Raw genomic sequence first — 12,379 nt, 5'->3', positions numbered from 1 at the left:
AGAAAAATTATGTCACAAGAATTACAATCTGTAGAATACGGTTTAGAAAAAATATTTGAAGGAGCGCAAGACTTCCTTCCTCTTTTAGGGACAGATTACGTAGAGTTATATGTAGGAAATGCAAAACAGGCAGCCCATTTTTACAAGACAGCCTTCGGTTTCCAGTCGTTGGCTTATGCTGGGTTAGAAACAGGAGTAAAAGACCGTGCATCTTATGTCCTAAAACAGGATAAAATTCGTTTAGTATTAACAACAGCTTTAAATAGTGATTCGCCTATCGGGGAACATGTTAAGAAGCATGGAGATGGTGTTAAAGTAATTGCTCTTTGGGTAGAAGATGCTCGTTCTGCATTTGAAGAAACTACAAAAAGAGGAGCAAAGCCTTATTTTGATCCAATTGTTGAAAAAGATGAAAACGGAGAAGTCGTAAGAGCAGGAATTTATGGAGCTTACGGTGAAACAGTTTTTGTTTTTGTAGAAAGGAAAAATTACAACGGAGTATTTATGCCGGGATACAATGAATGGAAATCCGATTATAATCCAGAATCTGTGGGGTTAAAATATATTGATCACATGGTTGGGAATACAGGTTGGAATCGTATGAATGAAGCAGTAAAATGGTTTGAAGATGTAATGGGGTTTGTAAATTTTCTATCTTTTGATGATAAACAAATAACTACGGAATATTCGGCCTTAATGTCTAAAGTTATGTCAAATGGAAATGGTAGAATTAAGTTTCCTATTAATGAGCCTGCCAATGGTAAAAAGCGCTCCCAAATTGAAGAGTATTTAGATTTTTATGAAGGAGAAGGAGTGCAGCATATTGCGGTAGCTACTGATGATATTATTAAAACAGTTGCTGATATGCGTGCAAGAGGGGTAGAGTTTTTAACTACTCCACCACAAGCCTACTATGATGCAATTCCTGAACGTTTAAAAGATCACATGTCTAAATTTAAAGAAGATATTAATGAGTTGCAAAAATTAGGAATCATGATTGATGCAGATGAAGAAGGGTATTTGTTGCAAATATTTACTAGACCAGTTGAAGATCGTCCCACATTGTTTTTTGAAATTATTCAAAGAATGGGAGCAAAAGGATTTGGAGCAGGTAATTTCAAAGCTTTGTTTGAGTCTATCGAAAGAGAACAAATGTTGAGAGGTACTTTGTAAAAAAAATGAAAAAAGAGATTATCAAAATAAGAGATAATCTCTTTTTTATATAATGAGATTGTAAGTTACATCTTTAAGTAGAAATCTTGAGTGAGTTTAATATAGTCTTCCGTATAATTATGTCTAGAGTACTCTATTGTTAATTCATCTATTATAGGAGTTTGCGCAATTCTTGTAAAACTCATTAAGCTCCTCTTTATTTCAGATTCAGGGTTTCCTTTGACTCTTGTAATTCGTAAAGGAAATAAAGAGCGTTCATTACATAAATCTTTGATTTTATCTTCTTCAGTAAAAGGAATAATAAGAGTAAAAATACCTTGCTCTGAAAGAAAAAAGTCAACGGCTTCAATCAACTCTTCAAAAGGGAGTGAATCTTCAAAACGAGCTCTGTCGCGTGATTCTTTATTACTTTTATAATTAGTGGTGTAAAATGGAGGGTTTGATACGATTAAATCGTATACTTCATCTATTTCATCTACAAACTCATCTAATCCTGCATGATAACAATAAAGACGATCATTCCAAGGAGATTGTTCAAAGTTGTCAACACATTGTTCGTAAGCCTCATCATCTATTTCTATTGCATCTATTTGTTCAGCTTGGGATCTTTGTGCTAACATGAGAGCTATTAAACCGCTGCCGCTGCCTATATCTAAAATGGAATAGGGGTTATTTATAAGAGGAGTCCAAGCGCCTAGTAGGACACCATCCGTGCCAACTTTCATAGCACAACGGTCTTGTTGAATAGCAAATTGTTTGAACTGAAACATGATTGGATATGGTATAAAAAAAGACTGTAGCTTTGCTACAATCTTCGAATATAAAAATATTGTCGAATAGTTATTCTTGTTTTAAATAAAGGTCAACTAGTCCTTTTGGAGTGTTTAGAACAATGGTTTTATCCTCTCGATTTACTTCTACAATAAATTCGTCTATCATAGGAACTAAAATTTCAATCTCTTCTTTCTTTATTTCAAAAAGAGCTTGAGCAGCACTATCGTTAATGGCTACTATATTGCCAATATATCCTAAGCGTTGATCTAAAACTTTGTATCCTATTATTTCGTGATAGTAAAATTTATTGCCTTCTAAACGGGGTAACATAGATAGAGGAAGATAAACTTCTTTGCCTATTATTTCGTCAGCTGCTGCTTCTGAATCTATATCTTCAAATTTTACTTTTAGAAAAGAGGCTTTGTGGAGCTGTGATTTTTTAATAAAAAAAGGAACCAAGTCTTTGTTGTGAGCAACAAAGACCGATTCCAATTCTTCATACATTTCGGGTTCATCTGTATCTAAATAGATTAAGACCTCGCCCTTGAAACTAAATTTTTTAGCGATTTTACCCAAATAGAAACAATCGTCTTTACGCATAGATCGCTAAATTATAATTAAGCTTCTGTTTCTTCGTTGTTACTCTCTTCTACAACTGGTGCTTCCTCAACAGCTGCTGTTTTAGCTGCTTCAGCTTGAGCTGCCATGCGTTTTTCGTTAGCTTCTTTTTCAGCTTTAAAAGCTTCAGCTTTAGCTTCAGCTTTAGATTTAGCTAAGCCATCTTTTTTAGCATTTACTTTAGTTGCTTTTTCTTCTACCCAAGCTGTGAATTTAGCTTCTGCTTGTTCAGGAGTTAAAGCGCCTTTACGAACACCACCTTCTAAATGGTGTTTTAATAAAGCACCTTTGTAAGAAAGAATTGCTCTTGCAGTATCAGTCGGTTGAGCACCGTTGAATAACCATGTTACCGCTTTGTCAACATTTAAGTCGATAGTTGCAGGGTTAGTGTTTGGATTGTAAGTTCCTATTTTTTCTAAGAATTTACCATCTCTCTTTGAGCGTGAATCCGCCGCTACAATCCAGTAAAAAGGTTTTCCTTTTTTACCATGTCTTTGTAATCTAATTCTAACTGGCATAATTGTTTGGATTAAATTGAGGTTCCCGACCTCGGTTATTTAAGGCTGCAAATATACGGATTATTTTGTTTTTTAAAACGCTAAATGATATTTTGTTTTCTTTTTAGAATTTGAGCGGCGTATATTGAGCTAATATCTGTTATTTTTGCTTTTTATAAAATTGAAGATGAAAAATATTACGTGTCTTTTTTTGGTTTCATTGTTTGGGATTTCTTGTCAAGACGATGTTGCTTTTAATAATCCCGCATTTCAGGTTGCTATAGGAAATAGTTTGTGGAAAGCAAATAGTAAGAGTGCTAAGATAGATGCTTCGGGAGGGTTGGTTTTGGAAGGAAGTTCCTCTACCCATAATTTAAAAATTCAGACTAACAGTACTAAAGAAGGTGTTTATCCTTTAGGAACAACTAATCAAGATGGAATTGTTGTGTATAAAGGAGTAAGTCAAGGGACGGAGAGCTTTTCTACAGCACTAGTTAAAGGACCTGTTAGTCAAATGGAAATTGTAAAAAGAGGTACGGGTTATTTAGGTGCTAGAATTGTAAGTGTTTCAGGAGGATCGGGAACAGGATTAAAGGTGAATATCGAAGTTGATTCGCAAGGTATGATCTCTGAAGTTACCTTAGCAAATCCAGGTAAAGATTATAAAGGAGGGGATTTAGTAACTGTAAATGGGGGAAACAATGATGCGCAACTCAAAATTAGTCGTACAGCTAACACTGGTGGACAGATTGTTATTACTGAAAATACCGGAACAACTATTTCGGGAACCTTTATGTTTATGGCAACTTCTAGTTCAGGAACTACTATAAGTGGAAAAGAAGGGGGTTTTTATAAAATGCCTATTTCAAGATAGATGTCTGTATTGTTTTTGTTTTATGTATCGGAGATTTAATTTTGTAATCTAAATGATTGTTAGTTATTTAAAACAATTTTGTTTTTTTGTTTAGTGTTTTTTAAATAAATTGTTTTTATAAACCGTTTTTTAGAATATATTTGCTAATAAATAACATTTGTTTGTGGTTTTTTTTGTAATATCACAACGCATTTTTTTGGAAATTCCAAAATATATAATTAACTCAATTAATTGTTAAAGAAATGATTAGAAAATTTATGTTGCTAGGAGCAGTAGTTCTATCGTTGGCTACTAATGCTCAAGATTCAAAAAGAGGATTTTATTTGAAAGCAGGAGGCTCTTACTTTATTCAAACTGTTGGAACTGAATTTCCTGTGGTAAGTGGTTTAGCTGCAACAAATGAATCAACATTAGTAACTGTTAGTCCGTGGTGTTTCATCAAGTTTAGTTTCTAAAGAATCTATTACAGGGTCTTTTGGTGAAGGTTCAAGAACCAATCTTGTTGCGGGATTTCGTTTTTCAGAGCGTTTGGGAGTTGAAATGGGAGTGCATTACTATATGGGAGCTTCTAGAACTATGGCTGAAAGACATGTTCTATTAAAACCCCTGTTTCATCTATTGGTAATTTTGATGCTGTCGTAAGTGGGAAAATTAGAGCATTGGATTTATCTCCTTCAGTTGTGTTGTATTTAGGAGAAGTGGGTAATTTTGAACCTTATACTAAAGTGGGGGTTATTCTGCCTGTATTTGGTGATTTAACGATAAAATCGTCTACAAAGTCTACTATATCATCGGTTTATGCTTCAAATCCTGCTTTTTCAAAATATAAAAATTCAGAAAGAACAGACGTAGTAAAGCCTAATCCTACACTTGGTTTTATGGCTTCTGTTGGTACGTCTTATAAAATAGCTCCAAAATTATCAGCTTATGCTGAAGTTGAATACAGAAACTTTACTGTACACGGAAAAACAAAAGAAACTACAGAATATGTAGTAGAAGGAGTAAATCAATTATCTAATTTGTCTTATTCAGAATCTCATACAAATTATATCAGCCAGTTAAATGCGAGCTCTAATAATGTAGAAACAAATCCAACAGGCTTTGATTCATCAAGACCTAAAGATGAGTTAAGTTCGTATGTGGGTATCAGTGGTATTGGTTTGTCATTAGGTATGCGTTATAATTTTTAATCGTTATGTGTTAAAAAGAATCAAAGAGTCGCTTTTAAGCGACTCTTTGATTTTAGTTATTTGTTTTGCTTATAAAGCTATTTTGATTATTAATATAGAAGTGTGTTTGTAATTGAAATAAAATAGTAAATTTGTGTAACAATTTAAAAAAAAGAACATGGCATTAGCAATTACAGATGCTACATTTGATGAGGTAGTATTACAATCAGACAAACCAGTTTTAGTGGATTTTTGGGCGGCTTGGTGCGGACCTTGTCGTATGGTGGGACCCGTTATTGATGAAATTGCAACGGAATATGAAGGGAAAGCAGTAATAGGGAAGGTGGATGTAGATGCCAATCAAGAATTTGCTGCAAAGTACGGTGTTCGTAATATTCCTACTGTTTTGATTTTTCAAAATGGTGAAGTAGTGGGACGTCAGGTAGGTGTAGCTCCTAAAGATACTTATGCTAAAGCAATAGATGCTTTATTGTAATAAAAATATAAGTGAGTTGTAAAAGGTCTAACGTATGTTAGGCCTTTTTTATGTCATATTCTGTATATTTGAGTTATGAATTTAGAATCTCAAATTAAAACTATTTCTAGTTTTCAACATCTAGAACTTTTAGCTAATCAGATAGTAGAAGGCTTTATTTCAGGTATGCACAAGTCGCCTTTTCATGGTTTTTCAGCTGAATTCGCTGAACATAAAATATATAACTCGGGGGAAAGTACAAAGCATATTGATTGGAAATTGTATGCCAAAACAGATCGTCTGTATACTAAACGATATGAAGAAGAAACAAATTTACGTTGTCATTTAATTCTTGATAACTCTTCTTCTATGCACTATCCTTTGCTAACTAAAAATCAAATGTTTTATGAAAATAAAGTTGGTTTCTCAGTTTTAGCCTCTGCTGTTCTAATGAATTTATTAAAAAGACAACGAGATGCTGTAGGATTAAGTGTTTATTCAGATCATTATGAATATTATGCTCCAGAAAAAGGGAGTGAACGACATCATAGAATGCTATTGGATAAATTAGAACGACTTTTGCAAGAGGAACGCGCTTATAAGAAAACAGATACGATTACTTATTTACATCAGATAGCAGAAAAATTAAATAAACGTTCTATGGTAATCCTTTTTACAGATATGTTTCAATCAGAAGATGAGGAACGTTTGTTTAAAGCATTACAACATCTTAAGTATAATAAGCATAAAGTAGTAGTATTTCATGTGGTAGATTATAAAACAGAGTTTAACCTCAGTTTTGATAATCAACCTCGGAAGTTTATAGATTTAGAAACCAATGAAGAAGTGAATTTATTTGGAGAAGGAATAAGTGAGCAATATCAAAAAAGAATGAAGTCTTATTTTGAAAAAATAACCAATACCTGTTCAATGTATAAAATTAAGTACGTTCCCGTTTCTGTTGGGGAAAAATTTGATAAAATAATGATGTCCTATTTGGTTGAAAAACAAGGGTTTGTTTGAAAGTTTTTAAAAAGAACAAAAAAAAGTACTTTTTTTTCTTGCAAAACAAAAAAACAGTCGTATATTTGCACCGCAATAACGCACAAGGTTTGGTAGTTCAGTTGGTTAGAATACATGCCTGTCACGCATGGGGTCGCGGGTTCGAGTCCCGTCCAGACCGCGAAATTGGGAAATTTTTAGAAGCGCTCTTCGGAGCGCTTTTTTGCCCAAAATAAGATTTTAAAATTAGTTGTGTTGTTTAGTTCCGAGTAAAATCGGAATGGTTTAGTAGTTAGACCAATGAAAAGCTTTCCGTTTAGGGGAGCTTTTTTTATTTTAGTATACTTTTCTATGAGGGCAAGTTTAAAAAGGATCCGTTTCCTTAACTTCTTTTGGAACTTTTAAAGAAACGGTGAGTTTGATCAATAAGTCCTTCGTTTACCATACCGAAAGAAACGAGAGATTTCAAGACGTGGATTTTTTGTTTTTCTGATTATGTTACTCCAATGATGGGAAGAGAGATAAACAGATCTAAGATAATATTTTGCATTTTATTATCCTTTATATCTTTGTCCTCTTCATTGCAAATGAGGTTTAAAATAGTATTTTTGTATTCAAATTTTATAAAAATGTTTAGAAGTCATAATTGTGGCGAATTAAATACGTCATATATAAATACAGAAGTTACCCTTGCTGGATGGGTTCAAAAATCACGTGATAAAGGTTTTATGATATGGGTTGATTTGCGTGATCGTTACGGCATTACACAACTCATTTTTGATGAAAGTCGTACAGATAAAAAGGTGATGGAATTAGCCAGAACTTTAGGTCGTGAATTTGTCGTTCAGGTAAAAGGAACTGTAATAGAACGTGAATCTAAAAACGCTAATATAGCTACGGGTGATATCGAAATTTTAGTAAAAGAATTAATTGTTTTAAATCAAGCACAGTTACCCCCTTTTACGATTGAAGATGAAACAGATGGAGGAGAAGAATTACGTATGAAATATCGTTATCTAGATATTCGTCGTAATCCCGTAAAAAACAGTTTGCTATTTCGTCATCGCGTAACTATGGAAGTAAGAAACTATCTTTCAAACCAAGGTTTTTGTGAGGTAGAAACACCTTATTTAATTAAATCAACTCCTGAAGGGGCGCGTGACTTTGTCGTGCCTTCGCGTATGAATCCAGGACAATTTTATGCTTTACCGCAGTCTCCTCAAACTTTTAAGCAATTATTGATGGTAGGGGGAATGGATAAGTATTTTCAAATCGTAAAATGTTTTCGAGATGAAGATTTACGTGCTGATCGTCAACCTGAGTTTACTCAAATTGATTGCGAAATGGCTTTTGTTGAACAAGAAGATATTTTAAATATGTTTGAAGGTTTAACTCGTCATTTGTTAAAAAGAAGTAAAAGGAATAGAAGTAGATAAGTTTCCAAGAATTACATACGATTATGCCATGAAAACCTACGGAAATGACAAGCCAGATATCCGTTTTGGAATGGAATTTGGTGAGTTAAATGCTGTAGCACAAAATAAGGAGTTTAGTGTTTTTAATACAGCAGAGTTGGTAGTGGGTATTGCTGTGCCAGCAGGAGCTTCCTTAACACGTAAAGAAATCGACGCTTGGATAGAGTGGGTTAAACGTCCGCAAGTAGGAGCTTCTGGTATGGTATATTGTAAGTATGAAACGAATGGTTCTTTTAAATCATCAGTAGATAAATTTTATGATCAAGAAGATTTAAAAAAATGGGCTGAAGCCACAAAAGCGAATCCTCGGAGATATTATTTTTGTGTTATCAGGACCAGCTAATAAAACACGTGCGCAATTAAGTGCTTTACGTATGGAATTAGGAAATCAAATGGGATTACGTAAGCCCAACGAGTTTGCACCATTGTGGGTAGTCGATTTCCCTTTGTTGGAATGGGATGAAGAAAGTGGGCGTTACCATGCAATGCACCATCCATTTACGTCACCAAAACCAGAAGATATTCATTTGATAGGAACAGAACCAGGAAGAATTAGAGCCAATGCTTATGATATGGTGCTAAACGGGAATGAGATAGGAGGAGGTTCAATACGTATTCATGATAAAGATTTGCAAGCAAAGATGTTTGAATTACTTGGATTCTCAAAAGAAGAAGCTGAAAATCAATTCGGATTCTTAATGAATGCCTTTCAGTATGGTGCGCCACCACACGGCGGTTTAGCCTTTGGTTTAGATCGCTTGGTAGCTATTCTAGGAGGTCAAGAAACTATTCGTGATTTTATAGCGTTTCCTAAAAATAATTCAGGACGAGATGTTATGATTGATGCTCCATCAGTATTGGATAAAAAACAATTGAATGAATTATTTATTGCAACCACAACCGAATTATAAGAAATTTATTCGTAGATTTATAGGAAGGAAGAAACTAAGTTCTTCCTTTTTTAATTTGTAATATTTTTTAAAAGGTGAAAAAGAGAATAGCCTCCTTAACGATAGTTTTATTATGTACTGCAAATTCTTTTGCTCAAGATAAAAAAATAGTGACTAAAATCACTGAATTTTTACAAAAACGTGAAATTGAATTGGTGAAAAAATATGGATCAAGTCCCGAATACGAAAAAGAACAAAGAGGAAAAAGAAAGTTTGTCTTGCGTGAAATTGATTTGAATAATGATAAGAAAAAGGATTATTTTATTTTTTTTAATAATTCCTGTGGAAATGGAGGTTGCGATGCCTTGATCTTAGATTCAAATTTAAGAGTAAAAGGGAATTTTGGATTAGTTGGAACACCTGTAATAGCAAAAGCTAAAATTGTAAATGGATGGAAGGTGCTTAATATAGATTCAAAAGGAATGCGTGAAGTAATTTTTCATAAACAAAAACAAACCTATCCTGAAGCAGGTATAGCCAATCTTGAATTTATTCGATATAAAAAAGAAAAAGGAGATGAAGTAATTATTGAACAACCCAAAAGTAATTCAGGAGAAATGAAATCGCATCTGTATTAAGATATGAAAAATCTGTTAATTGCACTTTTAAAAAAACACCAGTTATTTGAAGAAACCTTACTATTGAAAAGAAATCAATACTTGGTGGTAAATGGAAGTGTAGATTCTCATCTCTATTTTATAAAAGAAGGAAGCATAAAAATTTCCGTCTTTGATATTGAAGAGCAAATTATTCGTTTTGGCTATCAAGGCGATTTTATTACCTGTTTAGATAGTTTTTTGTCTGAAAAACCAACTGTTTTTTCGATTCAAGCAATTAAAAAAACAACGGTTTTAAAGATAAATAAAAATAAGTTCAAAACGTTAATGTATACCAATACGGAAAATTTAAAGATTTGGAACGCGTTATTAGAAAATTTAGTTTTACAACAGTTAGAACGGGAAATAGATTTACTTACAGTTTCTGCTAAAAAACGATTAGAACGTGTTCAGGAACGTAATCCACTAGTATTTCAGGTAATTCCTCATAAACTTATTGCCAATTATCTTCGTATGTCTCCAGAAACTTTATCAAGATTAAAAAGTCTTGATGTGTGTCAAGAAAAAATAAAATAATAAGAGGGAAATTTGTGGTAATTATACTATTGCTATGAAAATAACAACACAATTATTGTTAAAGGAATTAAAAGAGCAAGTACAAAGCCATGTGGATTATGTAATTACACTAAAAGAAAAAGATTTAGGGTTTTTACAGTGTCGAAATTCACGCTCTTCTTGGAATGTTTTAGAATGTTTAGAACATTTGAATTTATATGGAGAATATTATTTGCCAGAAATTGAAAAAGTTATCTCTAATAGTCAATCTATTGCCAAATCTACTTATAAATCCGGTTGGTTAGGTAATTATATGGCAAATAGTATGCTGCCAAATATTAAGGTAAATAAAATGAAAACCTTCAATGATAAAAATCCTTTAGACTCTCTCTTGGATAAATCAACAATTGATAAATTTTTAGACCAACAAAAACGACTGTTGAATTTACTAGAAAAAGCCGAAAAAATAGATATTGAAAGAGAAAGAATAAGAATAAGTATTGCTCGTTGGTTGACTATGCAGTTAGGGGATGTTTTTCGTTTTCTAATAAATCATGATGAACGACATATAATACAATCTCAAAAAATAAATCCATAAACTTTTGAATATAAGACTTTGATATCTCGACAAAAAGTCTATCTTTGATAATTATTAATTTTTTATTTTTTTTAGAATGCTAACAGGCAAAGTGAAATTTTTTGTAGAGTCTAAAGGTTTTGGATTCATTACAAACGACGAAACTGGATCAGACATCTTCGTTCACATTACTGCAACAGGTGGTAAAGAGCTTAAAGAAGGACAAAAAGTTTCGTACAACGAAGAAGACGGACGTAAAGGTAAAGTGGCTACTAATGTAGTTGTTATCGAATAATATATATTATTTTAGATTACCGGAATGTTACACCGCTCCTTTTAGGGGCGGTTTTTTATTATTTTGAAAATAAAAAATAGACCAATAGACTGTGTTTTTTGAATTTTTTTTAAAAGAATAAGAAGTGAAATCTGATTCTAACCCGAAATCTATTCCACTTTATTTTTCTTCAAATTCAATCACGTCTCAAATTTTAATCATCAAAATAGTTCACTATTTCTTCTTCTAAAATTTTCCGTGAGCACTTGAATTTATTGAAAAAATTTGTTTCACAACGAAGTCTAATGCGGAATCTGGGTTTAAAACTAAATTTGAAGAAAAATAAAGTGGAATAGGTTTACTCCAACTATTCGTTTTATTCGAGTTTCATTTGGACGAAATGAAAAGATTACAACCTTTTAGGATATGCCAATTGAGGATAAAAAGTGATGTGTTTTTTTAGATTTAAAGCCCTTTTATTTCTAATAAAACTTTAAGCTTAATCCTTTGTAGATTTTGATCTTCTTTGTTTAAAAAAGTCTTTCATCAAATGCGTACACTCGTTTTGCATAATTCCAGATATTACTTTGGTTTTAGGGTGTAATTGAGCTCCCATCGCTCTATATCCTCTTTGTTCATCGGTTGCTCCGTATACAATTTTTGAAATTTGGCTCCAATATAACGCACCTGCACACATTTGACAGGGTTCTAAGGTGACGTACAAAGTACAGTCTTTTAAATACTTTCCGCCTAAAAAGTTAGCAGAAGCAGTTATTGCTTGCATTTCAGCATGTGCTGTTACATCATTCAGCATTTCTGTTAAATTGTGGCTTCGAGCAATTATTCTATTATCTATTACAATTACAGCACCTACAGGAATTTCACCTTGTTGAAATGCCGTTTCCGCTTCCTGTAAGGCTTTTTTCATGAAGTACTCATCTGTAAAAATATTTTCCATAAAACAAATGTACAATTTTTGAATGATTTTGTCTTGATATACTTCAATACTGACTGGGGGGCTTATAAGTTTAAAAATGAACATTTATTGTTTTTAAATAAAAACAGGAGAGAATAAGATGATATGATTAAGAACTTTTAAGTTTTAATGGATTTAAAAGGGTAATCAATTTGTTTTATCTTGTAACTCAAGTAAAAAAATGAACGTTTCAGATTAGAGTAAGTAATTCAAAAGTTTACATTTTTTATGCCATAATTCTTGGTGTCTTTTAATAAAAAGTTCTTCTGTAATGGTTTGTATTTATAAGAAATTTTTATTTGTTCTAAATGTTCTTTAATTTATTAAAAAAAGGATGTAAAAAGAGAACGTAAGGAGGTTATTAGAATGAAGATATATTCAGGAATGATACAGCATAAAATCGTAATAAATAAATAGTTTTGATTAATTTTGT

At 32.5% G+C, this 12,379-nt stretch carries 14 protein-coding genes, 1 tRNA gene and 1 pseudogene; 12 read left to right on the top strand and 4 right to left on the bottom strand.

Annotated elements, in window-relative coordinates:
• The first annotated feature begins 9 nt into the window (after positions 1–9).
• Positions 10–1,173: a 4-hydroxyphenylpyruvate dioxygenase gene (gene hppD, locus JJC05_RS06960; RefSeq protein ID WP_105195532.1), complete on the top strand. Its 1,164-nt coding sequence runs from the start codon at positions 10–12 to the stop codon at positions 1,171–1,173.
• A 65-nt stretch (positions 1,174–1,238) separates the two neighbouring features.
• Here hppD and JJC05_RS06955 read toward each other — a convergent pair whose 3' ends face one another.
• From JJC05_RS06955 to JJC05_RS06945, 3 genes are all read right to left on the bottom strand, one after another.
• Complete coding sequence (locus JJC05_RS06955; protein ID WP_235878628.1) at positions 1,239–1,943, bottom strand: tRNA1(Val) (adenine(37)-N6)-methyltransferase; 705 nt, start codon at positions 1,941–1,943, stop codon at positions 1,239–1,241.
• A gap of 70 nt (positions 1,944–2,013) precedes the next feature.
• Positions 2,014–2,547 (bottom strand): ribosome maturation factor RimM, encoded by a 534-nt coding sequence (gene rimM / locus JJC05_RS06950; protein ID WP_088391256.1) that lies wholly within the window; start codon positions 2,545–2,547, stop codon positions 2,014–2,016.
• A 17-nt stretch (positions 2,548–2,564) separates the two neighbouring features.
• Positions 2,565–3,083 (bottom strand): 30S ribosomal protein S16, encoded by a 519-nt coding sequence (locus JJC05_RS06945; protein ID WP_105195530.1) that lies wholly within the window; start codon positions 3,081–3,083, stop codon positions 2,565–2,567.
• Between the two features lie 166 nt (positions 3,084–3,249).
• Between JJC05_RS06945 and JJC05_RS06940 the strand changes: the two genes are divergently transcribed.
• The 11 genes and pseudogenes from JJC05_RS06940 to JJC05_RS06895 all read left to right on the top strand — a co-directional run bounded on the left by JJC05_RS06940 (position 3,250) and on the right by JJC05_RS06895 (position 10,991).
• Positions 3,250–3,936, top strand: coding sequence for a DUF6252 domain-containing protein (locus tag JJC05_RS06940; protein WP_235878626.1), 687 nt, complete (start codon positions 3,250–3,252; stop codon positions 3,934–3,936).
• A gap of 242 nt (positions 3,937–4,178) precedes the next feature.
• Complete coding sequence (locus tag JJC05_RS16920) at positions 4,179–4,391, top strand: hypothetical protein (RefSeq protein WP_258929591.1); 213 nt, start codon at positions 4,179–4,181, stop codon at positions 4,389–4,391.
• A gap of 204 nt (positions 4,392–4,595) precedes the next feature.
• Positions 4,596–5,126: a hypothetical protein gene (locus tag JJC05_RS16915; protein ID WP_258929590.1), complete on the top strand. Its 531-nt coding sequence runs from the start codon at positions 4,596–4,598 to the stop codon at positions 5,124–5,126.
• A 157-nt stretch (positions 5,127–5,283) separates the two neighbouring features.
• On the top strand, positions 5,284–5,601 hold the full coding sequence (gene trxA, locus JJC05_RS06930; protein WP_014166118.1) for a thioredoxin: 318 nt from the start codon (positions 5,284–5,286) through the stop codon (positions 5,599–5,601).
• 75 nt (positions 5,602–5,676) lie between these two features.
• The gene (locus JJC05_RS06925; RefSeq protein ID WP_088391264.1) at positions 5,677–6,603 is read left to right on the top strand and encodes a DUF58 domain-containing protein; all 927 of its coding nucleotides are present in this window, start codon (positions 5,677–5,679) and stop codon (positions 6,601–6,603) included.
• A gap of 86 nt (positions 6,604–6,689) precedes the next feature.
• Positions 6,690–6,763: transfer RNA gene (locus tag JJC05_RS06920), tRNA-Asp, on the top strand.
• Between the two features lie 448 nt (positions 6,764–7,211).
• A pseudogene (gene aspS, locus JJC05_RS06915) lies at positions 7,212–8,968 on the top strand (aspartate--tRNA ligase).
• A 74-nt stretch (positions 8,969–9,042) separates the two neighbouring features.
• On the top strand, positions 9,043–9,585 hold the full coding sequence (locus JJC05_RS06910; RefSeq protein ID WP_105195527.1) for a hypothetical protein: 543 nt from the start codon (positions 9,043–9,045) through the stop codon (positions 9,583–9,585).
• A gap of 3 nt (positions 9,586–9,588) precedes the next feature.
• A complete protein-coding gene (locus tag JJC05_RS06905) occupies positions 9,589–10,140 on the top strand; it encodes a Crp/Fnr family transcriptional regulator (protein WP_105195526.1) in 552 nt (183 codons plus the stop codon).
• A gap of 34 nt (positions 10,141–10,174) precedes the next feature.
• Positions 10,175–10,717: a DinB family protein gene (locus JJC05_RS06900; RefSeq protein ID WP_105195525.1), complete on the top strand. Its 543-nt coding sequence runs from the start codon at positions 10,175–10,177 to the stop codon at positions 10,715–10,717.
• A 76-nt stretch (positions 10,718–10,793) separates the two neighbouring features.
• Positions 10,794–10,991 (top strand): cold-shock protein, encoded by a 198-nt coding sequence (locus tag JJC05_RS06895; RefSeq protein ID WP_014166123.1) that lies wholly within the window; start codon positions 10,794–10,796, stop codon positions 10,989–10,991.
• 478 nt (positions 10,992–11,469) lie between these two features.
• On the opposite strand, the gene JJC05_RS06890 is transcribed toward JJC05_RS06895, so the two are convergent.
• Positions 11,470–11,928: a nucleoside deaminase gene (locus JJC05_RS06890; protein WP_088390546.1), complete on the bottom strand. Its 459-nt coding sequence runs from the start codon at positions 11,926–11,928 to the stop codon at positions 11,470–11,472.
• Positions 11,929–12,379 lie beyond the last annotated feature (451 nt).

This window comes from Flavobacterium davisii (assembly GCF_019565505.1).
Taxonomy (GTDB): domain Bacteria; phylum Bacteroidota; class Bacteroidia; order Flavobacteriales; family Flavobacteriaceae; genus Flavobacterium; species Flavobacterium davisii.
Note: the sequence above shows the minus strand (reverse complement) of the source record. Positions and strands in the feature narration are given on the sequence as shown.

What these genes read in the sequence shown, in the direction of transcription:
- JJC05_RS06955 (WP_235878628.1), bottom strand. Translation starts at nt 1,943, where the DNA reads ATGTTTCAGTTCAAACAATTTGCTATTCAACAAGACCGTTGTGCTATG.
- JJC05_RS06925 (WP_088391264.1), top strand. Translation starts at nt 5,677, where the DNA reads ATGAATTTAGAATCTCAAATTAAAACTATTTCTAGTTTTCAACATCTA.
- JJC05_RS06940 (WP_235878626.1), top strand. Translation starts at nt 3,250, where the DNA reads ATGAAAAATATTACGTGTCTTTTTTTGGTTTCATTGTTTGGGATTTCT.
- JJC05_RS06900 (WP_105195525.1), top strand. Translation starts at nt 10,175, where the DNA reads ATGAAAATAACAACACAATTATTGTTAAAGGAATTAAAAGAGCAAGTA.
- rimM (WP_088391256.1), bottom strand. Translation starts at nt 2,547, where the DNA reads ATGCGTAAAGACGATTGTTTCTATTTGGGTAAAATCGCTAAAAAATTT.
- JJC05_RS06945 (WP_105195530.1), bottom strand. Translation starts at nt 3,083, where the DNA reads ATGCCAGTTAGAATTAGATTACAAAGACATGGTAAAAAAGGAAAACCT.
- hppD (WP_105195532.1), top strand. Translation starts at nt 10, where the DNA reads ATGTCACAAGAATTACAATCTGTAGAATACGGTTTAGAAAAAATATTT.
- JJC05_RS06890 (WP_088390546.1), bottom strand. Translation starts at nt 11,928, where the DNA reads ATGGAAAATATTTTTACAGATGAGTACTTCATGAAAAAAGCCTTACAG.
- JJC05_RS06895 (WP_014166123.1), top strand. Translation starts at nt 10,794, where the DNA reads ATGCTAACAGGCAAAGTGAAATTTTTTGTAGAGTCTAAAGGTTTTGGA.
- trxA (WP_014166118.1), top strand. Translation starts at nt 5,284, where the DNA reads ATGGCATTAGCAATTACAGATGCTACATTTGATGAGGTAGTATTACAA.
- JJC05_RS16920 (WP_258929591.1), top strand. Translation starts at nt 4,179, where the DNA reads ATGATTAGAAAATTTATGTTGCTAGGAGCAGTAGTTCTATCGTTGGCT.
- JJC05_RS06905 (WP_105195526.1), top strand. Translation starts at nt 9,589, where the DNA reads ATGAAAAATCTGTTAATTGCACTTTTAAAAAAACACCAGTTATTTGAA.